The 26,584-nt window shown below is 68.4% G+C and carries 27 protein-coding genes and 1 tRNA gene; 23 read left to right on the top strand and 5 right to left on the bottom strand.

Annotation, left to right across the window (positions count from 1 at the left end):
* Position 1 precedes the first annotated feature (1 nt).
* Positions 2-1,762, top strand: coding sequence for a gamma-glutamyltransferase (ggt, locus tag EO081_RS15840; protein ID WP_129343282.1), 1,761 nt, complete (start codon positions 2-4; stop codon positions 1,760-1,762).
* 49 nt (positions 1,763-1,811) lie between these two features.
* Positions 1,812-3,602 carry an AMP-dependent synthetase/ligase gene (locus EO081_RS15835; RefSeq protein WP_129343280.1) on the top strand — a complete coding sequence of 597 codons (1,791 nt, stop codon included), beginning with the start codon at positions 1,812-1,814 and terminating at the stop codon, positions 3,600-3,602.
* 222 nt (positions 3,603-3,824) lie between these two features.
* Here EO081_RS15835 and EO081_RS15830 read toward each other — a convergent pair whose 3' ends face one another.
* Positions 3,825-6,731 carry a M16 family metallopeptidase gene (locus tag EO081_RS15830; protein WP_129343278.1) on the bottom strand — a complete coding sequence of 969 codons (2,907 nt, stop codon included), beginning with the start codon at positions 6,729-6,731 and terminating at the stop codon, positions 3,825-3,827.
* 151 nt (positions 6,732-6,882) lie between these two features.
* On the opposite strand from EO081_RS15830, the gene EO081_RS15825 reads away from it, so the two are divergent.
* The 14 genes from EO081_RS15825 (at position 6,883) to EO081_RS15760 (ending at position 19,159) form a co-directional block, all read left to right on the top strand.
* On the top strand, positions 6,883-7,701 hold the full coding sequence (locus EO081_RS15825) for an aspartyl/asparaginyl beta-hydroxylase domain-containing protein (protein ID WP_129343276.1): 819 nt from the start codon (positions 6,883-6,885) through the stop codon (positions 7,699-7,701).
* A 31-nt stretch (positions 7,702-7,732) separates the two neighbouring features.
* Complete coding sequence (locus EO081_RS15820; protein WP_129343387.1) at positions 7,733-8,305, top strand: NifU family protein; 573 nt, start codon at positions 7,733-7,735, stop codon at positions 8,303-8,305.
* Positions 8,305-8,895: a malonic semialdehyde reductase gene (locus EO081_RS15815; protein ID WP_183947995.1), complete on the top strand. Its 591-nt coding sequence runs from the start codon at positions 8,305-8,307 to the stop codon at positions 8,893-8,895. The genes EO081_RS15820 and EO081_RS15815 overlap by 1 nt, the downstream gene beginning before the upstream one ends.
* Positions 8,896-8,899: 4 nt before the next feature.
* On the top strand, positions 8,900-9,520 hold the full coding sequence (tsaB, locus tag EO081_RS15810; protein ID WP_129343274.1) for a tRNA (adenosine(37)-N6)-threonylcarbamoyltransferase complex dimerization subunit type 1 TsaB: 621 nt from the start codon (positions 8,900-8,902) through the stop codon (positions 9,518-9,520).
* Positions 9,517-9,993, top strand: coding sequence for a ribosomal protein S18-alanine N-acetyltransferase (gene rimI, locus EO081_RS15805; protein WP_240697726.1), 477 nt, complete (start codon positions 9,517-9,519; stop codon positions 9,991-9,993). Before tsaB ends, rimI begins: the two co-directional genes overlap by 4 nt.
* A gap of 124 nt (positions 9,994-10,117) precedes the next feature.
* Complete coding sequence (locus EO081_RS15800) at positions 10,118-10,528, top strand: Ros/MucR family transcriptional regulator (RefSeq protein WP_125959299.1); 411 nt, start codon at positions 10,118-10,120, stop codon at positions 10,526-10,528.
* 124 nt (positions 10,529-10,652) lie between these two features.
* Positions 10,653-11,075, top strand: coding sequence for a Fur family transcriptional regulator (locus tag EO081_RS15795; RefSeq protein ID WP_129343272.1), 423 nt, complete (start codon positions 10,653-10,655; stop codon positions 11,073-11,075).
* Between the two features lie 4 nt (positions 11,076-11,079).
* A complete protein-coding gene (locus EO081_RS15790; protein WP_240697725.1) occupies positions 11,080-11,829 on the top strand; it encodes a lysophospholipid acyltransferase family protein in 750 nt (249 codons plus the stop codon).
* A 10-nt stretch (positions 11,830-11,839) separates the two neighbouring features.
* The gene (miaB, locus tag EO081_RS15785) at positions 11,840-13,165 is read left to right on the top strand and encodes a tRNA (N6-isopentenyl adenosine(37)-C2)-methylthiotransferase MiaB (protein WP_129343270.1); all 1,326 of its coding nucleotides are present in this window, start codon (positions 11,840-11,842) and stop codon (positions 13,163-13,165) included.
* 253 nt (positions 13,166-13,418) lie between these two features.
* On the top strand, positions 13,419-14,420 hold the full coding sequence (locus tag EO081_RS15780; RefSeq protein ID WP_129343268.1) for a PhoH family protein: 1,002 nt from the start codon (positions 13,419-13,421) through the stop codon (positions 14,418-14,420).
* A 54-nt stretch (positions 14,421-14,474) separates the two neighbouring features.
* The gene (gene ybeY, locus EO081_RS15775; RefSeq protein WP_129343266.1) at positions 14,475-14,987 is read left to right on the top strand and encodes an rRNA maturation RNase YbeY; all 513 of its coding nucleotides are present in this window, start codon (positions 14,475-14,477) and stop codon (positions 14,985-14,987) included.
* Between the two features lie 10 nt (positions 14,988-14,997).
* Positions 14,998-15,921: a hemolysin family protein gene (locus EO081_RS15770; protein WP_129343264.1), complete on the top strand. Its 924-nt coding sequence runs from the start codon at positions 14,998-15,000 to the stop codon at positions 15,919-15,921.
* 201 nt (positions 15,922-16,122) lie between these two features.
* Positions 16,123-17,655 carry a catalase gene (locus EO081_RS15765; protein ID WP_129343262.1) on the top strand — a complete coding sequence of 511 codons (1,533 nt, stop codon included), beginning with the start codon at positions 16,123-16,125 and terminating at the stop codon, positions 17,653-17,655.
* 169 nt (positions 17,656-17,824) lie between these two features.
* On the top strand, positions 17,825-19,159 hold the full coding sequence (locus tag EO081_RS15760) for a PQQ-dependent sugar dehydrogenase (RefSeq protein ID WP_129343260.1): 1,335 nt from the start codon (positions 17,825-17,827) through the stop codon (positions 19,157-19,159).
* 32 nt (positions 19,160-19,191) lie between these two features.
* Here EO081_RS15760 and EO081_RS15755 read toward each other — a convergent pair whose 3' ends face one another.
* The 3 genes from EO081_RS15755 to EO081_RS15745 all read right to left on the bottom strand — a co-directional run bounded on the left by EO081_RS15755 (position 19,192) and on the right by EO081_RS15745 (position 20,449).
* Complete coding sequence (locus tag EO081_RS15755) at positions 19,192-19,647, bottom strand: hypothetical protein (protein ID WP_129343258.1); 456 nt, start codon at positions 19,645-19,647, stop codon at positions 19,192-19,194.
* 64 nt (positions 19,648-19,711) lie between these two features.
* Positions 19,712-20,014 (bottom strand): polyhydroxyalkanoic acid system family protein, encoded by a 303-nt coding sequence (locus EO081_RS15750; protein ID WP_129343256.1) that lies wholly within the window; start codon positions 20,012-20,014, stop codon positions 19,712-19,714.
* A 12-nt stretch (positions 20,015-20,026) separates the two neighbouring features.
* On the bottom strand, positions 20,027-20,449 hold the full coding sequence (locus EO081_RS15745; RefSeq protein ID WP_129343254.1) for a VOC family protein: 423 nt from the start codon (positions 20,447-20,449) through the stop codon (positions 20,027-20,029).
* A gap of 81 nt (positions 20,450-20,530) precedes the next feature.
* Between EO081_RS15745 and lnt the strand changes: the two genes are divergently transcribed.
* The 4 genes from lnt to EO081_RS15725 all read left to right on the top strand — a co-directional run bounded on the left by lnt (position 20,531) and on the right by EO081_RS15725 (position 24,839).
* Positions 20,531-22,069 carry an apolipoprotein N-acyltransferase gene (gene lnt, locus EO081_RS15740; RefSeq protein ID WP_129343252.1) on the top strand — a complete coding sequence of 513 codons (1,539 nt, stop codon included), beginning with the start codon at positions 20,531-20,533 and terminating at the stop codon, positions 22,067-22,069.
* A 71-nt stretch (positions 22,070-22,140) separates the two neighbouring features.
* Positions 22,141-23,325 carry a methionine adenosyltransferase gene (gene metK / locus EO081_RS15735; RefSeq protein WP_129343250.1) on the top strand — a complete coding sequence of 395 codons (1,185 nt, stop codon included), beginning with the start codon at positions 22,141-22,143 and terminating at the stop codon, positions 23,323-23,325.
* Between the two features lie 99 nt (positions 23,326-23,424).
* Positions 23,425-24,531, top strand: coding sequence for a hypothetical protein (locus tag EO081_RS15730; RefSeq protein ID WP_129343248.1), 1,107 nt, complete (start codon positions 23,425-23,427; stop codon positions 24,529-24,531).
* Positions 24,532-24,762: 231 nt separating this feature from the next.
* Positions 24,763-24,839: transfer RNA gene (locus EO081_RS15725), tRNA-Arg, on the top strand.
* Here EO081_RS15725 and EO081_RS17300 read toward each other — a convergent pair.
* Entirely contained in the window at positions 24,795-25,235 is a 441-nt protein-coding gene (locus tag EO081_RS17300; protein ID WP_375781674.1) for a phosphatase PAP2 family protein, read from the bottom strand. The two genes, EO081_RS15725 and EO081_RS17300, sit on opposite strands and share 45 nt — an antisense overlap.
* On the opposite strand from EO081_RS17300, the gene EO081_RS17115 reads away from it, so the two are divergent.
* The 3 genes from EO081_RS17115 to EO081_RS15710 are packed head-to-tail and all read left to right on the top strand — an operon-like array spanning position 25,137 to position 26,472.
* The gene (locus EO081_RS17115; protein ID WP_240697724.1) at positions 25,137-25,559 is read left to right on the top strand and encodes a hypothetical protein; all 423 of its coding nucleotides are present in this window, start codon (positions 25,137-25,139) and stop codon (positions 25,557-25,559) included. The two genes, EO081_RS17300 and EO081_RS17115, sit on opposite strands and share 99 nt — an antisense overlap.
* Complete coding sequence (gene trmB / locus EO081_RS15715) at positions 25,556-26,248, top strand: tRNA (guanosine(46)-N7)-methyltransferase TrmB (protein WP_129343246.1); 693 nt, start codon at positions 25,556-25,558, stop codon at positions 26,246-26,248. The genes EO081_RS17115 and trmB overlap by 4 nt, the downstream gene beginning before the upstream one ends.
* Complete coding sequence (locus tag EO081_RS15710; RefSeq protein WP_129343244.1) at positions 26,245-26,472, top strand: hypothetical protein; 228 nt, start codon at positions 26,245-26,247, stop codon at positions 26,470-26,472. The genes trmB and EO081_RS15710 overlap by 4 nt, the downstream gene beginning before the upstream one ends.
* Positions 26,473-26,584: the final 112 nt, after the last annotated feature.

Here is a 26,584-nt window from a genome sequence, read left to right as displayed (position 1 = left end):
CATGAAGCGTTTTCTCAGCTGTGCAGCATTGCTGCTCGCCCTCCCAGTCGTTGCGGATGCTCAGGTCGCCCGTCCCGCCCGTATCGCCCAGCAGGCGGTGCAAGGCATGGTCAGCGCATCGGACCCGCGCGCCGCGGCGGCGGGTGTCGAGATGCTGCGCGCCGGCGGCAGCGCCACCGACGCCGCGATCGCGACGCTGCTCGCGCTCAACGTGGTCGAACCGCAGAACTCCGGCGTCGGCGGCGGCGGCTTCTGGGTCGGGCATGATGCCCGGACCGGCAAGCTCCTGACCATCGACGGGCGGGAGGCGGCTCCGGCCGCGGCCGATCCGCACTGGTTCTACGCGCCCGACGGCAACCCACTGAGCCATTCCGCGGCCGTGCCGGGCGGGCGCAGCGTCGGTGTCCCGGGCAACCTTCGCGAATGGGCGATGGCGCACGCCCGCGCCGGCAAGCTCCCTTGGGCTAAGCTGTTCGAACCGGCGATCCGCCTCGCCCGCGACGGCTTTCGCATCACCCAGCGGCTCAACACCGGCATCGACCGGTTCGGCAGCCACATCGACCCCTGGGCGCGGGCCAAATATCGCACGCCGGACGGCGAGGCGCTGCCGGTGGGCACGCTGATCAAGAACCCCGAACAGGCGGCCTTGTTCGAGCGCCTGGCGCGACTGGGTCCGGACAGCTTCTATGTGGGACCGGACGCGCAGAAGCTCGTCACCGCGGTCAACACCTCCGCGCGCAACCCGTCGAAGATGACGGCGGGCGACCTCGCCAGCTACGATGCCAAGGAACGCGCGCCGGTGTGCGGCAGCTACCGTGCCTATCGCATCTGCGGCATGGGTCCTCCTTCGTCGGGCGGAGTCGCGGTGCTGATGATCCTGAAGCAGCTCGAACGCTTCGACATGGCGAAGCTGGGCAAGGACTCGCCGGTCGCCTGGCACCTGATCGCCGAGAGCCAGCGGCTCGCCTATGCCGACCGAGACATGTACCTGGCCGATCCCGACCATGAGACGGTGCCGGTCGAGGGCCTGCTCGACCCCAAGTACATCGCCGCACGGTCGGCCCTGATTTCGCCCGACCGCACGATGGCGAGCGCGACGCCCGGCATGCCCGCAGGCGCTCCTGCCCGCATTCGGGTCCAGCAGAGCGAAGTGCCGGGGACGACCCACGTCTCGGCAACCGACGCGCGCGGCAACGCGGTGTCCGTCACGTCGACGATCGAGGGCTATTTCGGATCGGGCCTGTCGGTGAACGGCACCATGCTCAACAACGAGCTGACCGACTTCGACATCGTGCCGGAAAAGAACGGCCATCTGGTCGCCAACCGCGTGGAGGGCGGCAAGCGGCCGCGCAGTTCCATGTCGCCGACCATCGTCTACGGCCCGGACGGCAAGGTCCGCCTGGTGATCGGTGCGGCGGGCGGATCCACCATCATCGCGCAGGTCGCCAAGGCGGTGATCGCGGTGATAGATTGGCGGATGACGGCGCAGGACGCGATCGGCCTGGGGCTGATCTATGCGCCGGGTCAGATCGCGACGCTCGAGCAGGGCACGCAGCTGGACGCCATGGCACCGGCGCTGAAGGCGCTGGGCGAGCCGGTCCGGATCGCGCCGCTCGGCTTGAAGGCGAATGCGGTGGAGCGCCTGCGCGGTCGCTGGGTCGGCGGTGCCGATCCGCGCAGCGAGGGCGTCGCGATGCGGCAGGACGGCACGGTCGTCGACATCAAGCGGGTCGGCGGCTTCGGAACCCGTCCCCCGGAATAACCAACAGGCAAGTCCCCGGCGCACGGACGCCGGGGCGGCAGGAGAGGCCATGCGTACCCTCGAGCATTTCCCGAATCTCGTCACGATGTTCTTCGCGCGTGCGCGCGAGAACGGCGACAAGCCCTTCCTGTGGCACAAGGCCGGGGGCGAATGGCAGCCGACCAGCTGGGCGGAGGCCGCGCGCCAGGTCGCCAGCCTCGCCGCGGGCCTGAAGGCGCTTGGGCTCAAGCGCGGAGACCGGGTGATGCTGGTGTCGGAGAACCGCCCCGAATGGTGCATCTCCGACCTCGCCATCATGGCCGCTGGCTGCATCACGGTGCCGACCTATGTCACCAACACCCAGCGCGACCACCAGCACATCATGGAGAATTCGGGCGCCTGCGCCGCGATCGTCTCCACCGCCAAGCTCGCGCGCGAGCTGATCCCTGCCGCCCTCCACGCCTCCACCCCGCAGAAGATCATCGGGATCGAGGACGTTCGCCTGGTCCAGCCCGGCAGCATCGAGTTCCACGGCTGGCATCAGCTGATCGCCGACCATCCCGCAAGCCCCGACGCGGCTGCGGGCGAGGCGAGCTTCCAGCGCGAGGACCTCGCCTGCATCATCTACACCAGCGGCACCGGCGGCGCGCCCCGCGGGGTCATGCAGCACCACGGCGCGATCCTGCACAACGTGGCCGGCTGCTCGGCGGTGATCGCCGAGGATTTCGGGTGGGACGACGAGGTGTTCCTGTCCTTCCTGCCGCTGAGCCACGCCTATGAGCATACCGGCGGCCAGCATTTCGCGATCGGCTTGGGCGGGCAGATCTATTATGCCGAGGGGCTCGACAAGCTCGCCGCCAATATCGAGGAGGTGCGCCCGACGATCATGTTCGTCGTGCCGCGGCTTTTCGAAGTGCTGCGCACCCGGATCACCAAGGCGGTCGAGAAACAGGGCGGCATGGCCGCCTATCTGCTCGGCAAGGCGATCGAACTGGGCAACAAGGAGAGCGAGGGTCGCCTGCGCCTAACCGATCGACCGGCGCAGCTGGCGGTGCGGACCCTGTTCCGGCCCAAGATCGCCAAGCGCTTCGGCGGGCGGATGAAGGCGATGGTCTCTGGCGGCGCACCGCTCAATCCGGAGGTGGGGCTGTTCTTCCAGGCGCTGGGGGTCACCTTCCTCCAGGGCTATGGCCAGACCGAGGCTGCGCCGGTGATCTCGTGCAACCGCCCGTCGGCAGGCGTCCGCATGGACAGCGTCGGCCCGCCGCTCGCCAACACCGAAGTGCGCATCGCCGAGGACGGCGAAATCCTGGTGCGCGGCGAACTGGTGATGCACGGCTATTGGCGCAACGAGGACGAAACTGCGCGCGTGCTCAAGGATGGCTGGCTGCACACCGGCGACATCGGCCTGATCGACGAGGCGGGTCGCATCAAGATCACTGACCGCAAGAAGGACATCATCGTCAACGACAAGGGCGAGAACGTCGCCCCGCAGAAGGTGGAGGGCATGCTCACCCTCCAGCCCGAGATCTCCCAGGCGATGATCGCGGGCGATCGCCGCCCCTACATGGTCGCGGTGATCGTGCCCGATCCGGAGTGGACGCAGGAATGGTGCGCGGCCAACCGCGCGGTCTGCGATTTCAAGCGGCTGGCGGAGGACAGCGGCTATCGCGCGGCGTTGAACGCGGCAGTGGACCGGGTGAACCAAGACCTGACCGTGACGGAGCGAATTCGCCGCTTCATCGTGGCGGACCGGCCGTTCACCATCGAGAACGAGCAGCTCACCCCCAGCCTAAAGATCCGCCGCCACATACTGCGCCAGGTCTATGGCGAGAAACTGGACGCGCTCTACAAGGCGTAGCCCGGCGCCTGCCAAGGCCTGGCAGAGCCGCCCGCACCGAGCCTGGCGACCCCGGGCTCCTGCCTTCGCAGGAGCCCGGAAGTGGGCAGGACAGCGCCGGCGCCGCGGCAGCCGGGGCAAGTCGGGATGGCCTCCGCACGGTGCTCCTGCGCAGGCACGAGGCGAGGACCCCAAGCACCTAGCCTGCGTATCCTGCCCCTGCCTGCGCCGGCCACGACGAACCTAGTTCGCCTTCTTCTCCGGCACGATCACCAGCGACCAGTCCTTCTCCGGGCGGAGATACTTCACCGCCAGCGCCTGGATATCGGCGGCGGTCGTCGTGCCGATGTCCGAGGCGATGGTGTTGATCGCATCGATCCGCTTGGGATCGAGCGTGCCGCCGGCGGTCTGCTGCATCCAGAACATGTTGCCGCTCGACACCCGCGCGATGAATTGAAGCACCGGCGCCTGTGCCCGCCGCAGTTCGTCCTCGGTGATCGGGTTCGCCACCAGGTCCGCCGCGATCCCGCGTGCGAGCTGAAAGAAGAAATCCGTCTTGTCGGGCGGCACCGCACCGATCGCCAGGATCTTGCCGCCGCTCGGCAGGCCCACGGGCCAGTCGGTGGAGACGTTGGGCGTATAGCTCACCCCCGCTTCCGAGCGCAGCTTGTCGAGCAACCGATCGCGGAAGACCGCGGCGAGCAATTCGAGCTTCCGGCTTTCCGTCAGCCCCGCGCTGCCACCCCCCGTCGGCCAGGCGATCACCGCCGCGGCCTGGTTGGGCTGGCCGGTATGGGTGCGCACGACCGGGGTCGCCACATGATCCGGAAACCGCACGTTGATGTTGGCCGCCGGCGCCGCGGGCCGCGGCTTCAGCGCACCAAAGGTGCTGGCGACCGCCGCGATGGTGGCATCGGCCGTGGTGTCGCCAAAGACCTGCACCTCGATGGGACCGCTGGCGAGCAGCGGCTCCCAGAAGGCACGGAACCGTGCTGCATCGAGCGCCTCGATGTCCTTGCGGTCCGGCGAGGCCCAGCGCGGATCGTTCGCATGGAGCAATCCCTCCAGGTCCCGCTGGAGCACGCCAACCGGCGAGGAGGACTGGCTCTCATAGCTCGCCAGCATCACCGCACGGGCCCGCGCCACGGGCGCGGGATCCCAGCCGGGGGCAGCGAGCTTGGTCGCGATCAGCCGCAGCTGGTCGTTGAGGTCGGCCGCCGTGGTGATGCCGCCCAGCACGAACGCGTCTTCCTGCATGCCGAACGACAAGCCGATCTGGCGATCCCCGGTCAGGCGATCGAGTTCCTCCTGGCCGAACTTGCCCACGCCGCTTGCGACCAGCGCGAGGTCGCCGGCGAAGGCGGGGGTCATGCGATCCGAGGGGAGCGCGCTCATCCCGCGGCCGAAGCGGACCTGGACATAGACCTTGCCCGTTTCCGAATTGTTCGGGAACATCAGCAGGTTGACGCCGTTGGCGAAGCTCACCTTCTCGATCTGCGGGTCGGTGAGCACCACGCTCCGGCCGGTGACCTTGCCCGGTGCGCCGAGCTTGGGAAGCTCGTCGAACTTCACGGTCCGCTGCGGGCCGCGCTTCTCGGCGGCTGCCGTCACATCCGCCTGGATCGCGGCTGCGAGCTTGTTCACCGCTGCCGGATCCGGCGTCGGCGTGTTCACCAGCGCGCGGGTCTCGACGCCCTCGAAGACCTTGCGGGTCGCCGCCTGCACCTTGGCGGGGGTGAAGAACTTGCCTGCTACGGCGCCGTCGAAGATGCGCAGCGACATCTCGGGTCCCGCGACCGTTTCGCGGATGTCGACCGCTTCCACCAGATTGTCCGCGAGCTTGGCGCCCGCATCGACGCGCGACGTCGCGACTGCGTTCTCCATGGCGGCGCGGATCTCGCCCACCTCGCGGTCGATTTCCTGCTGCGAGGGCGGATTGCGGAGGGCACTCGCAATGGTGGCGCGTACGTCGCGAACGGCCGCTTCCCAGTCGTTCCCCACCGGCAGGATCGAGATCGCCGTGATGTTGGCCGAACGCGACACGTCTTCCAGGTCGGCACCCGCGCTGATGTAGCTGGCGCCGGCCCGCGCCCGGCTTTCCAGGCGGCGGTTGATGATCCGGATGGCGATCTGGTCGACCATGCGCTCCTGGTTGAAGACAATGGTGTCGTTGCCGACGGTCCAGGGCCGCACCGTCGCCATCTGCACCAGAGTCGGCAGCGCCGGTTCGTTCACCACGGCGCTCAACGGTCCGCCGGCCTTGGGCTTGCCGAGGTCCGGGTTCCGGGGCGCCGGCCCCTTCGCCTGCCAGCCGGAGAAATGCTTCACCACCGCCGCCTCGAGCAGCTTGGGATCGGCGTCGCCGGCGATCACCACCACCGCCCGGTCGGGGCGGTACCAGCGGTCGTGGAAGGCGCGGACCATGTCGGCTGTCGCCGCCTGCAGCGTTTCAACATTGCCGATGGGCGAACGATCGGCGAGCGGCTGGCCGGCAAAGAAGAGTGCGCGCGTGGCGTCGCCCAGCCGCAGCTGCGGCCCCGGCTGCTCGCGCTGCTCGGCGAGCACCACCGGGCGCTCGGCATTGAGCGACACCGGGGTGATCGTGGGCTCGGCCATCATGCCGGCCAGGATCTTCATGCTCTCGTCCAGCCCCGCCTGGGTGGCACCCGGAAGGTCGAGCTTGTAGACCGTCTGGGTGAAGCTGGTCGCCGCGTTGGTGTCCGAGCCGAACGTCACGCCCAGCCGCTGCCAAACGCGCTTCGACTCGCCATCGGGCACATGCATCGAGCCTCGGAACGAGAGATGCTCCAGCAGGTGGGCAAAGCCGCGCTCCTGCTCCGTCTCCATCAGCGAGCCCGCGTCGATCGCGACGCGGATCGCGATCTGCCCCGGCGGCACGCCATTGTGGCGGACGGCGTAGCGCAGGCCGTTCGGCAGCACCCCATAGGTCCAGGACCGGTCGGGCGGGATGTCGCTGCCCTTGAAAAGCCAGGGGGTATCCGGTCCCTGGGCCACCGGCTGCAACGGCGGCAACTTCGGGCTCTGCTGCTGCGGTGCGGGCGGGGGCGCCGTCTGCGCAACGAGCGGCGTGGTGGCGATCAGGGCCAGAAGCGGCAGCGCGATCCGGCGTACGCGTACAGGGAATGCCATGCGCCAAGCGTAGCGGGCTTTTCCCGGCACCGCCAGCGCGGCAGGAGCAAGTGCTCGGAAACGCCGGAAAAGCGGGGGACATGATCTTCCACGCGACCGCCACCTTTTCGCCTTTTCTGCAGCGCAGCGTTGCAAGCCGAAGGGAGGGACGATGCACCGCACAGCACAACCGGCAGAGAACGAGGCAGGCGATGCGCTGGCGAACCGCCAGGCACAGCATTCGCTCGTCCTGCGTGCCGGCAAGCGGCTGCGCCACGTCTTCGATCGCCTGATCCGCGCGTCCTCGCTGGTCTCCAACGCGCCCGTGCTGGACGTACGTGCCTTTCCCTGGACCCGGGAGCTCCGCGGCCAGTGGGAGGCCATTCGGGAAGAGGCGGAGCGGGTTGCGCTGCCCGAAGGCGCCGCCCCTTCGCTCGCCGCCATTTCGCCAGACCCCTGCACGCTCGCGGCCGTCGATCGGTGGCGGTCGTTCGTGCTGTGCGGCTATGGCTATGCCATGGACGCGAACCTCGCGCGCTGTCCCGTCACCGCCCGCGCGCTGCGCGGCATCCCCGGCCTCACCAACGCGATGTTCTCGATCCTGGCACCGGGCAGCCACATCCCCGCGCACCGCGGCGTCACCAAGGGGCTGATCACCTGCCACCTGGCGCTGGTGGTCCCGCGCGACGGCGACGTGCGCATGCGCCTCGACAATCGCGTGCTGCGCTGGGCCGAGGGCGAGACCCTGGTGTTCGACGACACCTATGAGCATGAGGTGTGGAACGACACCCAAAGCACCCGCGTGGTGCTGCTGATCCAGTTCAAGCGTCCCCTGCGCCAGCCCGGCCGCTGGATCGCGGACCTGCTGCTTGATCTGGTCCGTCGCTCGGCCTTCGTCCAGGAGGCGCGGCGCAACCTGCTCGCCTGGCACCGGTCCCCGCACGCCGGCTCGTCGCCCGCTCCGAACGGATCGTTTCCGGCGTCCGCTTGATCCTGCCCCATCGGCACGCCAAATGACGGTCATGTTGATCGAGACCGAACCGACGCCCAATCCCGCGACCCTGAAGTTCCTTCCGGGCCGGGTCGTGATGGAAACCGGCACCCGCGACTTCGCGACGCCGGAAGAAGCGGAGGTATCGCCGCTTGCCGAAGCGATCTTCGCCCTGGGGGACGTGACCGGCGTGTTCTTCGGGCGCGACTTCGTCTCGGTCACCGCCGCACCAGGCGTGGAGTGGCCGAGCCTGAAGCCGGACGTGGTCGCGATCCTGCTCGACCATTTCTCGGCCGCGATGCCGCTGTTCCGTCAGGGCAGCGCCGGTTTTGCGGTGCCGCCGGCCGAAAGCGACATCGTCGACAATCCGGAAGATGCCGACATCGTCGCGCAGATCCGCGAGCTGATCGAGACGCGCGTGCGGCCGGCAGTCGCCAACGACGGCGGTGACATCGTCTATCGCGGATTCGACAAGGGCAAGGTCTACCTCCAGATGCAGGGCGCCTGCTCCGGTTGCCCGTCGTCCAGCGCGACGCTGAAGAACGGCATCGAGCAGCTGCTCAAATACTACGTCCCCGAAGTCACCGAAGTGCGGGCCGTCTGATGGCGAAGCTGGACGACGCCGCGCTCAACACGATCTTCCGCACCGCCCGCAGCCACACCCATTTCACCGAACAGCCTGTCACCGAGGCGGAGCTGGAGGCGATCTGGGACCTGATGAAGATGGGGCCGACCTCGGCCAACCAGCTGCCGGCGCGGCTGGTCTGGTGCGTGTCGCCGGAGGCGCGGGAGCGGCTCGCCGCCTGCTGCAGCGACAGCAATGCCGACAAGGTGCGCCAGGCGCCCGTCGCGGTGATCGTCGGCATGGACACCGAGTTCCACGAGCATCTGCCCGAGCTGTTTCCGCATGCGAATGCCAAGGCGTGGTTCGACGGCAATGCGGAGCTGCGCCAGGTGTCGGCCATGCGGAACTCGACGCTGCAGGGTGCCTATCTGATCATCGCCGCCCGCGCGCTCGGCCTGGACGTGGGCCCCATGTCCGGCTTCGACAATGGCGCGGTGGACAAGGCTTTCTTCAGCGGAACGCCGGCCGTCCGCTCCAACTTCATCGCAGTGCTCGGCCATGGCGACCCGTCGCGGCTGCACGAGCGCCTGCCGCGACCGGCGTTCGACCGGTTCAACACGATCGCCTGACCCCTTGCGTACGCTCGTAATCGAGACCGCGACCGCCGCCTGCTCGGTCGCGGTGATGGAAGACGATCGCATCCTGGACTTCCGGCATGTCGTGGTCGGCCGCGGCCATGCCGAACGGCTGGTGCCGATGATCGCCGAACTTCCCGGCGCCGGACGCGCCGAGCGGATCCTGGTCGACTGCGGCCCCGGCAGCTTCACCGGAGTCCGGGTGGGGTTGGCCGCGGCACGAGGCCTGGCGATCGGATGGGGCGCGCAGGTTTTCGGCTTCTCTTCGCTGGCGCTGGTCGCGGCGGGTGCGTTCGACCGTCGGCTTTCGGCCGACACGCTGGCGGTGGTTCTGGAGGGCGGGCATGGCGAGGTGTTCGTGCAGGAATTCACCGCCGATCCGCTGAACCAGGCGGCGCCGTTCGCATCGCTGCGTCCCGAGGCTGCGCTGGAGCGACTGGCCGGGCGACTGGCAGTGGGCAACGGCGTGCATCGGCTCCTGGCGCTCGACGCCGGGATCGCCGCCGCGGAAGCGCTCCCCGACGCGCGCGATGCGCGTCTGCTGCCGGCGGCGCTCGCCACCCTGGCGCCCCGCCCCCTCTACGGTCGTGCGCCGGACGCGAAGCTGCCCCAGCCGTGAGCCGGAAACCCGATCCCGTCACGCTACGCGCCGGCTCGGTCGCCGATCTCGATGCGGTCTCGATCGTGATGCGCGAGGCGTTCGACGCCCGCTTCGGAGAGGCATGGACCCCGGCCCAGTGCCTGGGCATGTTGTCGCTGCCGGGCGTCTGGCTGACCCTGGCGGAGCACGACGAGGGCCTCGCCGGCTTTGCGCTGTCCCGGTCGGTGATGGACGAGGGCGAACTCCTGCTGATCGCGACCCGCCCGGCCGCGCGAGGACGGGGCGTGGGCGGCATGCTGCTGCGCTCCGTGATCGACGAAGCGCGACGCCGGACGCTGTCGCGCTTGCATCTTGAGGTCCGCGCGGGCAATGCCGCCGTAGAGCTCTACAAGCGCGAAGGTTTCGCCAAAGTAGGCGAGCGGCCGCGATACTATCGGGGCCGGGCCGGAGAGGCTTTTGATGCGCACAGCTATGCGCGCACCATCCCCTGAACTGTAACGAAACAATTCGTTGCAAAAATATCATCCTCACCGCTGTTGCGATTCAGTCGCACGAGGTGAATAGGTCCGAACGGGGACGGCGGTGTTTTGCCGTTCTTGTTGAAAGGGTAGTAGAATGGAAGTCCAGCAGCCGCCGGCCGACGCGCTGATCGCGTACACGGCCGATATCGTGGCAGCCCATGTCAGCAACAACAGCGTGTCGCTCGCCGACCTGCCGTCGCTGATCCAGAATGTTCATGGCGCGCTCACCACGCTGGGTGGCGCGAACACCGCACCCGAGGCGAAGCAGGAGCCGGCGGTGCCGATCCGCGCATCGGTGAAGCCCGACTTCATCGTCTGCCTCGAGGACGGCAAGAAGCTCAAGATGCTGAAGCGTCACCTGATGACGCACTACCAGATGACTCCGGACCAGTATCGCGCCAAGTGGGGCCTGCCGGCCGACTATCCGATGGTCGCCCCCAACTATGCCGAACAGCGTCGCAGCCTCGCCAAGGCGATCGGCCTGGGCACCAACCGGAAGCGCTGATCCCTGGCCCTCGCACGGGCTTCGTGCCGCTCCTTCGCCCTGAGGGCGGACGGGCGGCCAAGCCCGCTTCCCGAAGCGGCCACCATCCGCTAGATGTCGGGCTGCACTGAAAGACGGAGAAGGAATGCCGCGCAGGATCGACCTCGAGGCGCTGTGTCAGGAAAAGGGGCTGCGCATCACCGAGCAGCGCCGCGTGATCGCGCGCGTGCTGTCGGAAGCGGAAGACCATCCGGACGTCGAGAAGGTCTACGAGCGGGCCTCTGCCATCGACCCCGGCATCTCGATCGCCACCGTCTATCGGACGGTGCGGCTGTTCGAGGAGGCCGGGATTCTCGACCGCCACGACTTCGGCGATGGACGGGCTCGGTATGAGCCCTCCCCCGAATCCCACCACGACCACCTGATCGACGTCGAGACCGGCAAGGTCATCGAATTCGTCGATCCGGAACTCGAACTCCTCCAGAAGCAGATCGCCGAACGGCTGGGCTTCCGCCTCGTCGATCACCGCATGGAGCTCTATGGCGTCAGCCTCGAACGCAAGGGCTGACCCGGTGCCCGGCCTGGCCGGGCACGTTCGCTTCGCCGGACGCCTGGCGGCGATCCTCGCCTGCCTCCTTGGCGCGCTGGCGCTGCACGGGCTGTGGCGGCTTTTCCGCCGGCCTTCCCCATGGCCGCCCCGTTTCCTCGGCTGCGTCGCCTGGCTTGCAGGTGCGCGCGTGCGCGTCCTCGGCCGCCCGCTGCAGCAGAACGTCCTGCTGCTCGCGAACCACCAGAGCTGGCTCGACATCCTCGCCATCGCGGGCGCGTCCGGCAGCACCTTCGTCGCCAAGGGTGAGCTCCAGTCGGCACCGCTCGTCGGCTGGCTGTGCCGCCTCAACGACACGCTCTTCGTGGAGCGGGGCGACCGCCTGGGGGTGGCCGCGCAGGTGGACTCGCTTCGCCGCGCACTGGGCGGCCGCCCGGTCACCATCTTTCCCGAAGGCACCACCGGGGACGGCACGGCGATGCTGCCCTTCAAGGCCTCGCTGCTGGCGGTCGCCGACCCTCCCCCGCCGGGACTTCGCATCCAGCCGGCCGTGCTCGACTATGGAAGCGCGACTCCCGAGGTGGGCTGGATCGGCGGCGAATCCGGGATCCACAATGCGGTCCGGCTGGTTTCGCGCGCCGGCACCATCCCGCTCACGATCCGCTTCCTCGAACCCTTCGATCCCGCCGGGCTCGGTCGCAAGGGGATCGCGGCCGAGGCGCGGCGGCGGATGGAGGCGGCGCAAGCTGGCAGCGGGGACCAAAGCCGGGTATAGGCCCGCCCCCATGAGCACGCCCCCGAAAAGCTTTCACGTCAAATCCTTCGGCTGCCAGATGAACGTCTATGACGGCGAGCGCATGGCCGAATTGATGACCGCGCAGGGCATGACCGTGGCAACGGATGCGGCGGAGGCCGACCTGGTCGTGCTCAACACCTGCCACATCCGGGAGCGGGCGACCGAGAAGGTCTATTCGGACATCGGCCGGCTGCGCCGCGAGGACGGATCCCGCCCGATGATCGCGGTCGCGGGCTGCGTCGCCCAGGCCGAGGGGGCCGAAATCGCGCGCCGGGCAAAGGTGGACGTGGTGGTGGGCCCGCAGGCCTATCACAACCTGCCGTCGCTGGTTGCCGAGGCAGGCAGCGGGCAGCTGGCAATCGACACGGACATGCCGCCCGAGTCGAAGTTCGGCGCGCTCGCTCCTCGCCGGCGCTCCGGACCCACCGCCTTCCTGACCGTGCAGGAGGGTTGCGACAAATTCTGCACCTACTGCGTCGTGCCCTACACCCGCGGTGCCGAAGTCAGCCGCCCCTGGGCTGCGCTCATGGACGAGGCGCGGGCGCTGGTGGATGCGGGCGCGCGCGAGATCACGCTGCTCGGGCAGAACGTCAACGCCTGGACGGGCGAGGACGAGGCCGGCCGCACCCAAGGTCTGGACGGCCTCATCCGCGCGCTCGATCGGCTGCCCGGCCTGGCGCGGATCCGCTACACCACCAGCCATCCCAACGACATGACCCAGGGGCTGATCGACGCGCACGGCGATGTCGAGAAGCTGATGCCCTACCTCCACCTGCCGGTGCAGTCGGGCAGCGACCGCGTGCTGAAGGCCATGAACCGCAGCCACACGCGCGACGGCTATCTGCGCCTGCTCGATCGGGTCCGTGCGGTGCGGCCGGACATCGCGCTGTCGGGCGACTTCATCGTCGGCTTCCCGGGCGAGACGGACGCGGAGTTCGCCGACACGCTGCGCCTCGTCGACGCGGTCGGCTATGCGCAGGCGTTCAGCTTCAAATACAGCCCGCGGCCCGGCACCCCCGCGGCAGACTATGCGGGTCCCGTGCCTGCCGACGTCATGGACGACCGGCTGCAGCAGCTGCAGGCGGCTCTGCTGCGCGACCAGCAGGCGTTCAACGCGGCGGCAGTCGGTCGCGCCACGCAGGTGCTGATCGAGCGCCGAGGCAAGCTGCCGGGCCAGATGCTCGGCAAGTCGCCCTGGCTCCAGTCCGTCCACCTGATCACCGACGCCCGCATCGGCGACCTCGTGGAGGTCGATCTGGTCGCTGCAGGCCCGGTATCGCTGTCCGGCAGGGAACGCGTGGCAGCCGCCGCCTGATCGGCAGCGGCCGGGAGCCCCTCGCAGATTTTCACGCAGCGCCGGTCTTGGCGCCGTGTGCAGAGTCCCCATATTCCCCCTGTCCGCCGACGCCGCGCTCTGCCACAATCTTTGGGGCATGCAGCCTGGCACCCCGACCGTTCCGCTTCGACGCAACCAACCACCGGCCGCGCACGTTCGTGGCGGCTGACGCTCGCATGTTCGTTCCGGGGGCAGTGCCCGCCCCCTGCCGCATCCGCCACGAAAGGATCGCATGAGTCGCAAGCCCGTTCCCGCCCGCTCCGGCGATCGCAGCCGGGTCGAGGTCAGCTTCGACAAGCCCCAGTTGTTGCCCCGCCTGTTCGGCGAGTTCGACAGCAACCTGCTCGCGCTCGAAGAGCGGCTGGGCGTCTACATCACCGCGCGCGGCGACCGGGTGGGGATCGAGGGATCGGCCGATTCGGTCGCCCGCGCGCGCGAAGTGCTGCAGGAGCTGCACCATCGGATCCTGCGCGGCGAGGAGATCGACCCTGGCCTGATCGACGCGGTGATCGCCATGACCGAGCAGCCGACGCTGGAAGGCATCGTCCGCGCGGACGGCGGTGGCGCAGGATCGTCGATCATGATCCGGACGCGCAAGAAGACGATCGTGCCGCGCACCGCAGCGCAGGCCTCCTACATGCGCCAGCTCGTCGGCCACGACATCATCTTCGCGCTCGGGCCGGCGGGTACCGGCAAGACCTATCTGGCGGTCGCACAGGCAGTCGCGCAGCTCATCACCGGTTCGGTCCAGCGCCTCATCCTGTCCCGCCCGGCGGTGGAAGCCGGCGAGAAGCTCGGCTTCCTGCCCGGCGACATGAAGGAGAAGGTCGATCCCTATCTCCGCCCGCTGTACGACGCGCTACACGACTGCCTGCCCGCCGAGCAGGTCGAGCGGCGGATCGCGAGCGGAGAGATCGAGATCGCCCCGATCGCCTTCATGCGCGGCCGTACGCTTGCGGACGCGTTCGTGATCCTGGACGAGGCGCAGAACACCACGCCGGCGCAGATGAAGATGTTCCTGACCCGCTTCGGCCAGAACAGCCGGATGGTGGTGTGCGGCGATCCGAACCAGACCGATCTTCCCGGCGGCGTGGCGGCATCGGGCCTGGCGGATGCGACCGCGCGACTGGACGGGGTCGAGGGAATCGCCTTCGCCCGCTTTGGTGCGGCCGACGTCGTCCGCCATCCGATCGTCGGGCGGATCGTCGAGGCCTATGAAGGGAAGGACGCTTGACGGGAGCTTGCCTCAGGCTACCCGTGCGCCCTTGCGACAACGAGAAGACGACCGATGCTTGACATAGCCGTACAGCGCGAGGGCGAGTGGCCCGCCGACCTGGACTGGGACGCACTCGCCACGCGCGCGGCCGAGGCGGCGTTCGCGGGCACGCCCTACGCCGGCTGGTCCAGCGATCCGGCGGTGATCGAGGTCGCGATCCGCCTCACGTCCGACGAGGAGGTGCACGGCCTCAACCACCAGTATCGCGGCAAGGACAAGCCGACCAACGTGCTGTCCTTCCCAATGGTGCAGCCGGACCTGCTCGACACGGTCACCCAGAACTCGGACGATGGCGAGGTGCTGCTGGGCGACATCGTCCTCGCGCATGGCGTGTGCGTGGCGGAAGCCGCGGAGCGCGGGATTTCGGTCGCCGACCACGCAACCCACTTGATTGTCCATGGTTGCCTGCACCTGCTAGGCTACGACCATCAGGACGACGCCGAGGCGGAGGCGATGGAAGAGATCGAGCGCACCACGCTTCGCCAGCTCGGCCTGCACGATCCCTATCAGATACGCGAGGATTGACGAGACTTCCATGCCAGAAGGTTCCAGTAGCGCCGCCCCGGGGGGCGACAGTAGCCAGGCCGCCGGAGAGGGCGGCGTATGGCGGGGCATCCGCGCCCTGCTGTTCGGCGAGGAACACAATGAGACGCTGCGCGGGCGGATCGAGGAAGTCATCACGGAGCATGAGGAGGAAGAGGCCCGGCCGGTCGCCGGCGACCTTTCCCCGATCGAGCGGCAGATGGTCCGCAACATCCTCCATTTCGGCGAGCGTGACGCAGGCGACATGGGCGTGCCGCGCGCGGACATCGTTGCGGTGGAGGAGTCGACGCCCTTTTCGGAACTGGTCCAGATCTTCGCAGAGGCCGGACACAGCCGCCTTCCGGTCTATCGCGAGCGGCTCGACCATGTGATCGGCATGATCCATGTGAAGGACGTGTTCGCGATCCTCGCGCGCGAGGGCGCTCCGCCCGACAGCATCACCGATCTGATGCGCCAGCCGCTCTATGTGCCCCAGTCGATGGGAACGCTCGACCTGCTCGCGCAGATGCGCGCCAGCCGCACTCACCTGGCGGTGGTGCTGGACGAATACTCCGGAACCGACGGGCTCATCACGATCGAGGATCTGATCGAGGAGATCGTAGGCGAGATCGAGGACGAGCACGACGAGGCGCCGGCGGCGTTGCTGGTGCCGATCGACGGCGGCGGCTGGGACGCGGACGCGCGCGCCGAACTGGAGGATGCTGCCGAGTTGATCGATCCGCGGCTGGGCGAGGTGGAGGAGGACGTCGAGACGCTCGGCGGACTCGCCTTCGTGCTGGCCGGGCACGTGCCCAAGCCCGGCGAGTGCCTGAAGCACGCGAGCGGCTGGACGCTGGAAATCGTCGACGGCGACGATCGACGCGTCACCCGCCTGCGCCTCCATCCGCCGGTCGCGGAAGCGCCGGTCGAGGAGTAATAGAGGACGCGCGCCGCCGGGCGTTGGCGGCGCGCGGCACTGACCCCGCCGGGGCACGATCCGTCGGTCCCGCGGGAAACTCCGCCTGCCGCCGCAATTCCCACCGCCATCGATGTTTTCGATCACGCTGGGCACTTCTATGCGTTTGAGTCATTCCATCGGCTGCGGCACCAACGTGCCCGGACGATCAGGAGACATGCCATGGCAGATGCCGAAAAGAAGCGACCGACGCTCACCACTTCCGCGGGTGCCCCGGTCGGCGACAACCAGCATTCTCTCACCGTGGGGCGGTTCGGTCCGTTGCTGCTGCAGGATTATCAGCTGATCGAGAAGCTGAGCCACCAGAACCGCGAGCGCATCCCCGAGCGGGTGGTGCATGCCAAGGGCTGGGGCGCGTTCGGCACCTTCACGGTGACCCACGACATCAGCAAGTACACCAATGCCAAGATCTTCTCGGAGGTCGGCAAGCAGACCGAGATGCTGCTGCGCTTCTCGACCGTCGCCGGCGAGCAGGGTGCCGCCGATGCCGAGCGCGACGTCCGCGGCTTCAGCTTCAAGTTCTACACCGAGGAGGGCAACTGGGACCTCGTCGGCAACAACACGCCGGTGTTCTTCGTGCGCGATCCGCGCAAGTTCCCGGACTTCATCCGCACGCAGAAGCGCCACCCGCGCACCAACATGCGCTCGCCGACGGCGATGTGGGATTTCTGGAGCCTCGAGCCCCAGTCGATGCACCAGTTGCTGATCCTGATGTCGGACCGCGGCCTGCCGCAGGGCCCGCAGTACATGAACGGCTATGGCAGCCACACCTATTCCTTCTGGAACGACGCCGGCGAGCGCTATTGGGTGAAGTTCCACTTCAAGACCCAGCAGGGCCACAAGTTCTACACCAACGCCGAAGCGGCGGAGGTCATCGCAAAGAGCCGTGAGAGCTTCCAGGAGGAGATCTACGGCACCATCCACCGCGGCGAGTTCCCGAAGTGGACGCTGTTCGTGCAGATCATGCCCGAGGAGGACGTGGGCAAGCACTGGTACAATCCGTTCGACCTGACCAAGGTCTGGCCGCACAGCGACTATCCGCTGATCGAGGTCGGCGAGGTCGAGCTGAACCGGAACCCGGACAATTATTTCGCGCAGATCGAGCAGGCGGCGTTCAGCCCGTCCAACGTCGTACGCGGGATCAGCTTCTCGCCGGACAAGATGCTGCAGGCGCGCATCTTCTCCTATGCCGACGCCCACCGCCACCGGCTGGGCACGCATTACGAGGCGCTGCCGGTCAACCGGCCGCACTCCCCGGTTCACACCTATCACAAGGACGGTCTGCTCCGCTTCATGGAGGACACCAACCAGGACTATCCGGACGCCTATTACGAGCCCAACTCGTTCGGCGGCCCGGTCGAGGACCCGCGCTACAAGGAGCCGCCGCTGAAGGTGGAGGGCACTGCGTGGCACTGGGACCACAGCGAGGGCAACGACGACTTCCGCCAGCCGCGCGACCTGTGGAACCTGTTCGACGAGGATCAGAAGGCGCGGACCGCCAGCAACATCGCCGAGGCGATGCACGGCATCCCGCAGTTCATCATCGATCGCCAGATGGGTCATTTCGAAGCGGTCGATCCGAACCTTGCCGAGCGGGTGCGCGAGCGCCTCGCGACGATGGGCAAGTCGGAGGAAGATCGCGAGACGCAGAAGGACATGGACCGCATGGCCCTGTCCGACGCAGGGCCGCGCTAACACACACCGGATCCCGGGGCGGCTCTCCCCCATTCCTGCCGCCCCGGATGCGCTGTCGCACCGATCCCATGTGACAGCGTGAGGCGCCGCCGCCGACGGAACTCTCCCATCCGTCAGCGGCGGCGCTTTTCATGTTGCGTGCAGGTCCGCAGCCCCTAATCCTTCGGCCATGCGCAAACACCTGCTCCGCCTTGCCGCCGTCTTTCTCGTTCTGCTGCTCGCACTGGGGTGGTGGCTGTTCAGCCCCGATCGCGCGAAACTGCCCGAAGACGCGGTGACCGGTGCCCAGCCGCAATTGAGCCGCGCACGCGAACAGACCATCCCCACCGTCCGGATCGCCAAGCCGATCGGCTGGACCGGCGACGCGATGCCGACCCCGGCGCAGGGGCTGCGCGTCCAGCCGTTCGCACGCGGGCTCGACCATCCGCGCTGGCTCTATCGCCTGGCGAACGGCGACGTGCTGGTGGCGGAGAGCAACTCGCCCCCACGCGAGGGCGGCGGGCTCAAGGGCTGGGTGATGAAGCTCTTCATGGGCCGGGCGGGCGCAGGCGTCCCCTCCGCCAACCGGATCACGCTGCTGCGCGACGCGGACGGCGACGGCGTCGCGGAACAGCGCTCGGCGCTGCTGACCGGGCTCAACTCACCTTTCGGCATGGCGGTGGTGGGCGACTGGCTCTACGTCGCCAACACCGACGCGCTGGTGCGCTTCCCCTTCCAGGTGGGCCAGACGCGCATCACCGCGAACGCGGAGAAGGTCGTCGACCTGCCGGGCGGCGGCAACCACTGGACGCGCAACGTCGTGGCGAACCCTGAGGGCAAGACGCTGTTCGTGACCGTCGGCTCGGCGTCCAACATCGCCGAGGACGGACTGGAGGTCGAGAAGAACCGGGCGGCGATCCTCGAGGTCGATCCGCTGGTGAAGAAGTTCCGCATCTATGCCAGCGGGCTGCGGAACCCCAACGGCATGGCGTTCGAGCCCAACAGCCGGGCGCTGTGGACCGTCGTCAACGAACGCGACATGATCGGTTCGGACATGCCGCCCGACTATATGACGCGGGTGGAGTTCGGCGGCTTCTATGGCTGGCCGTGGCACTACTGGGGCGGCTATGTCGACGATCGCGTCCAGCCGCAGCGGCCGGACCTGCGGGAATACACCGCGCGGCCCGACTATGCGCTGGGCGCCCATACCGCCTCGCTCGGCCTCGCTTTCGCCGGGGACGCGAAGCTGGGGCCGCGGTTCGCAAGCGGCGCCTTCATCGGCCAGCACGGGTCGTGGAACCGCGTGCCGCCATCAGGCTACAAGGTCGTGTTCGTACCGTTCGCAGCCAATGGCTTCCCGGTGAAGGGCGCCAAGCCCGTCGATGTCCTGAGCGGCTTCCTGGATCAGGACGGCAAGGCGCGCGGCCGTCCGGTGGGTGTGATCACCGATCGCAGCGGCGGGTTGCTGGTCGCCGATGACGTCGGCAACGTGATCTGGCGCGTGAGCGCGGCCGCGGGGCGCTGAACCCGTCGGCCGAGTTCCCGCGCTTGGCAGCCTCACCGGCCGGCGGGCTTCACCTCCGGAAGGGTCAGCAACTGCTCGCGCGTCATCGCACTGGCGCGCAGGTGCCACTCGTTGCCCACCGCCACCGGCTCGATCCCCTTGAGCGGCAACAGCACCTCGCGGTCTTCCGGCTCGGAGTCGACCTCTACCACCAGACCATTGACGCTGCCCTGCGCGTCGGTGGTCACCCGCTCCACCTCCCCGAGCTTGGCATTGCCGGCGCCGAGCAGGTCCGCATCCTCCAGCTGCTTCGTCGTCATGCCAAAGGCGGTCCCGGCGCCGCTCGCTGTCGGAATGGTCGGTGCACTGCCGGTAGGCGGCGCCTCGACGACGCCGTTGTCGGCGATCTGGGTCCCCACCGGGAGCGCGACCTGGTTCGCGTTCGAATCCTTTTCCGAACAGCCCACCAGCGCCGAAGCTGCGACCAGCATGAAAAGCGGTGCCTTCATGAGCCTCTCCTAACCCTTCCTCAACCGAAACGAACGCCCGCGGTTCCCATGCACGCGCAGGCCGCTACTTCAGCAGGGCCGGTCCATCCTTCTGGAGCTTGGCCCGGATCTTGTCGGCGAACAGCCGCAGGAAAGGCGGCAGGTCGAGTTCGGCGCGGACCCGATCCTCGAACAGCTCCAGCCGGCTGGCCACGCGCTGTCCCATCGCCTGCACCGTGAAGGAGAGGGCGTCGCCCTCCCAATGCTGTTCCGTCACCGTGCCGCCAGGAAACATGCCGGCGAGCTTCCCGATCCCCGCCTCGATACGGGTGCGCGCACCCTCGCGGCCGAGCTTGTGGGGAATGTCGACGGTAACGGGGTCAGCCACGCGGAAATCCTCTTAACTTGCGAACAGCATCGAATCATCGGCGAACGCCTTGAACTCCAAAGCGTTTCCCGACGGGTCGCGGAAGAACATCGTTGCCTGCTCCCCGGGCTGCCCCTTGAAGCGGATGTGGGGCGCGATGCCGAACTCGACACCCGCCGCCTCCAGCCGGGCGGCCAGCGCTTCCCAGTCGGATATGCACAGCACGACGCCGAAGTGCGGCACCGGCACCTGATGCCCGTCGACTGCATTGCTGGTCGCCTGCGGCCGGGCATCGGGGTCGAGGTGCGCGACGATCTGGTGCCCGCCGAGGTCAAAGTCGATCCAGTGATCGCTGCTGCGTCCTTCGCCGCAGCCCAGCACGTCACGATAGAAGGTGCGCGCCGCCTCCAGGTCGTGAACCGGAAAGGCGAGATGAAAGGGACGGAGCTCGGCCATGGCACGAGCGTAGCCCATCGCGCGCGGGCGTACACGTGCGAACTGCTTGCCCGCGCCGCCAAAGCGCACGATATCCGCGCCGTGCGTTTCCCCCCTGCCCTGCTCGTCCTCCTCGCCGGTGCCGTCTCCGCACTCGGCTTCGCGCCCCTGCAATGGTGGCCGCTGACGCTCGCCGCCTTCGCGCTGTGGCTGCACTGCGTCCATGGCGCCCCCAGTCTGAAGTCCGCCCTGTGGCGCTCCTGGCTGTTCGGGGTCGCGCACTTCACCATCGGCAACAACTGGATCCAGCACGCCTTCGACTATCAGGATCGGATGCCGCCGGCGCTCGGCTATTTCGCCGTGGTCGGGCTCGCGCTCTATCTTGCGGTGTATCCGATGCTCGCCGGCGGCCTTGCCTGGCGGCTGGGGCGTCGCGAGACACGGCCGGACGCCGCCTTCGCGCTGAGTGCGGGCGCCGCCTGGATCGCGACCGAATGGCTGCGCGCGGTGATGTTCACCGGCTATGCCTGGAACCCCGTCGGCGTGATCTGGCTGCCGGTGCCGGGACTGGCGCATCTGGCAGCCTGGGTCGGGACCTATGCCCTGTCGGGCCTTACCGTGGTGGCAGCCGGCGCACTGCTGTTGGCATGGCACCGCCGCTGGCATTTCCCGGCGGGGATCGCCGTTGCGGGACTTGCGCTGGCGATCGGATGGCCGCTGCTGCATGCCGCCGATCCGGCCCTCCCGGACGATGCCCCGCGCGTCCGCGTCGTTCAGCCCAACATCGGCCAGGAGCATGTCGCCGACGACGGCTATGCCGCCGAGGTGTTCGATCGACTGCTGCGGCTGAGCGGACGCCCAGGGGCCGCCCCCCGGCTGGTCGTTTGGCCGGAGGGGACGCTCAACTATTATGTCGAGGATGGATATCCGCCCTATTGGTACGACGCCAATCCGGCGCTCGTCCGCGCGCAGATCGCCCGCCTGCTCGGGCCCCGCGATGCCGCCCTGGTCGGCGGGACCGCGCTGTTCTTCGATCCGCGCGGACAGGTCGCCTCGGCCGGGAACTCGGTGTTCGCGGTGCTGCCGGACGGACGCCTGGGCGGCCGCTACGACAAGGCGCATCTGGTTCCCTATGGCGAGTATCTGCCGATGCGGCCCCTCCTCCAGCCGCTTGGCCTTTCGCGCCTGGTGATGGGCGACATCGACTTTGCTCCGGGCCCGGGTCCGCGGTCCGTTGCCGTGCCCGGCTTTGGGCCTGTCGGCATGCAGATCTGCTACGAGATCATCTTTTCCGGCCAGGTGGTGGACCGCGCGCACCGTCCCCGGCTGCTGTTCAACCCGTCCAACGACGCCTGGTTCGGCGCCTGGGGTCCGCCCCAGCATCTGGCGCAGGCTCGCATGCGGGCGATCGAGGAGGGGCTGCCCATCCTGCGCTCCACGCCCACCGGCATCTCGGCGATCATCGACGCCGACGGCCGGCTGCTGGCGACGATCCCGCAGGGCCGCGCCGGTGCGATCGAGCTGCCGTTGCCGCCCGCGCATCCGCCGACGCTGTTCGCCCGCTTCGGCAACGGGATCGCCGCGATTGTGGGTCTTTTCCTTGCCCTCGCAGCCGTTGCACTCCGCCGGCGCAGCCGCTAGGGCGCGGTATATAAGGAAAGCTTTATATCGGCATGGCAACGGCCGCGCTTTCCCATAGAAAAGGGAAATCCATGCGTTCCAACTATCTCTTCACCTCCGAGTCGGTCTCCGAAGGCCATCCCGACAAGGTCGCGGACCAGATTTCCGACGCCGTCGTCGACCTGTTCCTGTCGCGCGACCCCGTCGCCCGCGTCGCTTGCGAGACCATGGTCACGACTCAGCGGATCGTGCTGGCCGGCGAGGTGCGCTGCAACCAGGACGTGTTCCCGACCCTCGACGAGATCGAGAAGGCCGCGCGCGATACGGTGAAGAAGATCGGCTACGAACAGCACGGCTTCCACTGGCAGACCGCCGAGTTCGCCTGCCACCTTCACGGTCAGTCCGCGCATATCGCGCAGGGCGTGGACGAGAGCGGCAACAAGGACGAGGGTGCCGGCGACCAGGGCATCATGTTCGGCTTCGCCTGCGACGAGACGCCCGAGCTGATGCCGGCGACGCTCTATTACTCGCACCGCATCCTGGAAAAGCTGGCGCAGGACCGCCACGCCAACGTGGTCGACTTCCTGGAGCCGGACGCCAAGAGCCAGGTGACGCTCAAGTATGAGAACGGCCGCCCGACCGGCGCGACCGCACTGGTGGTGTCGACCCAGCACAGCAAGGCGCTGTCCAGCGACGCCGGCCAGAAGCAGCTGCGCGACTATGTCATGACCGTGTTCGAGGGCGTCCTGCCGCAGGGCTGGATGCCGGCAGACCAATCGCAGATCTACGTCAACCCGACCGGCCTGTTCGAGATCGGCGGACCCGATGGCGACGCAGGGCTCACCGGCCGCAAGATCATCGTCGACACCTATGGCGGTGCGGCCCCGCACGGCGGCGGCGCCTTCTCGGGCAAGGATCCCACCAAGGTCGACCGTTCGGCAGCCTATATCAGCCGCTATCTCGCCAAGAACATCGTCGCGGCGGGCCTGGCCAAGCGCTGCACGATCCAGCTGTCCTACGCGATCGGCGTTGCCGAACCGCTGTCGCTCTATGTCGACACCCACGGCACCGGTACCGTCGAGGAGTCGAAGATCGAGGCGGTGCTGCCCAAGCTGGTCCGCCTGACCCCCAAGGGCATCCGCACCCACCTTGGCATGAACAAGGCGATCTACCTGCCGACCGCCGCCTATGGCCACTTCGGCCGCAAGGCGGAGGGTGACCTCTTCACCTGGGAAAAGACCGACCTGGCCGACGCGCTCAAGGCCGAACTGGCCTGAGTTCACGCAAAGGCGGGGTGGCGCGAAGTCGCCCCGCCTTTGCGCTTGTCCCTTCCCCCAACCGGTGGCAGCTTCGCCGGCATCAGGGGTAGAGGGATGATGAAGCGCTTTGTGCCTGTCACGCTGGCGCTCGCCGCGGGCGCAATCGGTTTGGCCACGCCTGCCGCAGCCCAGCAGGCGGAGGAGCTCAGGGTCTCCGCCCGCAAGCCGTATACGCACAAGCAGAGCGGGCTCCGCCTGCCGACCACCCTCGCAGGCGCGCCCCGCATCAAGACCCTCAAGATCGGCGAGCATCTGCTGGACGTCTCGGCCAGCTACGAAAGCCCCGACCGCGCCGAGTTGCTGAGCCTTTACGTCTATCGCCAGGCAAGCGGCGCGGTACCGGTGTGGTTCGATCGTGCCCGCTGGGCAATCGAGAACCGGCCCGACGTCTACGGCCAGCCCGTCGCCGCCGTCGGAGCCCCCAGCTTCGTGCCGCCCGGCCAGCAGACGGCAAGCGGCCTGATCGCCGCCTACACCCTCAACAAGACTCCGTATCGGAGCACCGGCGTCGCCATCCTCCCGTTCGGCCAATGGCTCGTGAAGCTGCGCTATTCCTCCAAGACGCTGGAGTCGGCGAGCCTCGCCACCGCAATGCGCAAGGCACTGGCCGAGCTCGAATGGCCGCGGGAGGTCGCGCCCGCGCCTGCGGCCAGCCCGGTCGCGGATTGTCCCACGCCGCTGGTCCTTTCCGGCGAAGCGAAGCCCGCGCCGGCCAACGGCGCCGCCGCATTGATGGCCGCCTTCATGGGGCTCGCGATGCGTGCCGATACAAAGAAGCAGGACGTACCGGCGCCGCAGCCTGCGGTTACCTGGTGTCGCGACGCCACGACCCTGAAGGGCGGCGGCGTCTATCGGCCGGATGCCGCCACCGATCGCTATCTCATCGCTCTGTCGGATGCGGGCCGCGGCATTTTCGTCCAACCCGATGCCGCGAACGCGCTGCTGGCAAAGAGCAAGCCCGCCGAGCCCAGTTGGTCCGTCGCCTACATCGATCTGGACGTCATCACCAATTACGTGGCGCAGGACCGGCTTCCACCGCCCGCGCAGGTGGTGGAAGACATCGTCCGCGGCCCGGTCAACTCGCGCGTCAGCACCTGGGGCGAGAACCGGAGCATCGACATCAGCCCTCGCGCATTTAGCGAAAGCGCGGGCAAGGCGGAGTAGCGGGCTTCAGCCCGTTCATCGCCGCCCTACCGCGTCGCCCCCCGGGGCCCCGGCAGAAACATCGCGGGTGGCGCGTAGAGCCCTGGGCCACCGCTTTCGCCGGCACACGGGATGAGCCTTGCGAAAGCCACCATGCTGCGCCGCTCACAGCGACGATCGCGAAAAATGTGCCCGTTCCATGCGGAAGGACTTGCGCTCGAATCCACGGGCGGATAGGGGACCACCTCCCAAGCGCCCGTAGCTCAGCTGGATAGAGCATCAGACTACGAATCTGAGGGTCGGACGTTCGAATCGTTCCGGGCGCGCCATTTCTCCACATCCGTGTCGTCACCCGATCGCGCCCGCTCCGGCGCCGCATCGGGGAAGATGCGTGCGACCAGCGCTTCCGAGCCCACCCCGATCGCTGCCCCGGCGATGATGTCGATCGGGAAATGCGAACCGGTCGGCAGCTGCAGCGCGCCGGTCGCCACCGCCGCCGCATAGGCGGGACCGCTCGCGCCAGGGTACTCCCGCAGGATCGCCCGGCTCACCGCCATCGCGCCGGCCGTGTGGCCCGAGGGGAAGGAGTTGTGCGGCCCCTCGTTGCGGTTGCCCCGCGTGAGCCGGTGATCATGGTCGCTGCTGAACAGCCGCGGCCGCGCTCGATCGACCCTGCGCTTGATCGCTGCCTTGATCGCCGTCGCCGCGAGATGGCTTGCCAGCATGCGCGCGCCCGTGCGTGCGAGGCGACCGTCACGCCGTACCACACCGGCCACCACCGTACCGATCGACAGCGCGATCAGCGGCGGCTGGTCGGCAAGCTCGCGAACCAGCTTCAACGCGCGCACGACCACATGGTCGTGCCATTCGGCTGCCGCATGGCCCGCCTTGATGTCGACGCGCTCCAACTCGTGCGCCAACGCCTTGCCCGTCCTGCCCTTGCTCATTCGTCGCCTTCCATGGGTGCGCACGAACAACCCGCGGGAGGATGGCAGGCTCCATCGGCGCTTGGAGCCGGCGCAACGGGCGGCTACAGCCCCGCGCCATGACCGATCCGACCTCGATCCGCCGCCTCTACGGCCGCCGCCAGGGACACAAGCTGCGCCAGGGCCAAGCCGCGCTGGTGGAAGACCTGCTCCCTCTCGTCAGCATCCCAGACGAAGGCCCGCTGGACGCGCCGACGCTGTTCGGCGATTCACGTCCGCTGGAGTTCGAGATCGGCTTCGGCGGCGGCGAGCACCTCGCGGGGCAGGCGGCGATGCGCCCGGATCATGGCTTCATCGGCTGCGAACCGTTCCTGAACGGCGTCGTCGGGGCGCTCAACCACATCCGCGACGGCGGCCTGGAAAATGTGCGCCTGCACATGGGCGATGCGCTGGAGGCGCTGGAGCGGCTTCCGGACGCCAGCCTGGAGCGCGTCTACCTCCTCCACCCCGATCCGTGGCGCAAGGCGCGCCATGCCAAGCGGCGCATGGTCAACGACGGGCCGCTCGACATGATCGCCGCCAAGCTCAAGCCCGGCGGCGAGTTCCGCCTCGGCACCGACGATCCGACCTATTGCCGCTGGTCGATGATGGTGATGCGCGGGCGCCGCGACTTCGCTTGGGCTGCCGAGACGGCGCAGGACTTCCTCACCCGTCCCGCCGACTGGCCCGAGACGCGCTACGAGCGCAAGGCACGGCGCCAGGGGCATGAGGTCTGGTACTTCCGCTACCTGCGGCTGGGAACGCAGGGATGACCGCTGCCGACCTGCTGGACCTGTTCGTCACGACCTTGGTGCGCGATGCGGGTGGCACGCGCCGGCACTGGCGGCTGGTGATCGGCCAGGTCACCGTCCACAGCCTCGAGACGCACGCGCACTGCAACTGGTCGATCCACCCGTCCGGCAACGCCGCCGCGGTCGAGGCGGTGGAGCGGGTCGCGGACGACCTGCGCGAGCGGCACCCGATCGTGCGCGGATAGGCGGAATCGCGACGCCACCAAGCAGAAAGGCCCGTGCTCAGTAGGGGCCGAGCCTGTCCAAGCCCCGGATCGAAGCACACGCGGCGTTCCTTCGATACGCCATTTCGATTTC

Source organism: Sphingomonas desiccabilis (assembly GCF_004135605.1).
GTDB lineage: Bacteria > Pseudomonadota > Alphaproteobacteria > Sphingomonadales > Sphingomonadaceae > Sphingomonas > Sphingomonas desiccabilis.
This window is presented reverse-complemented; position numbering and strand designations above follow the sequence as displayed.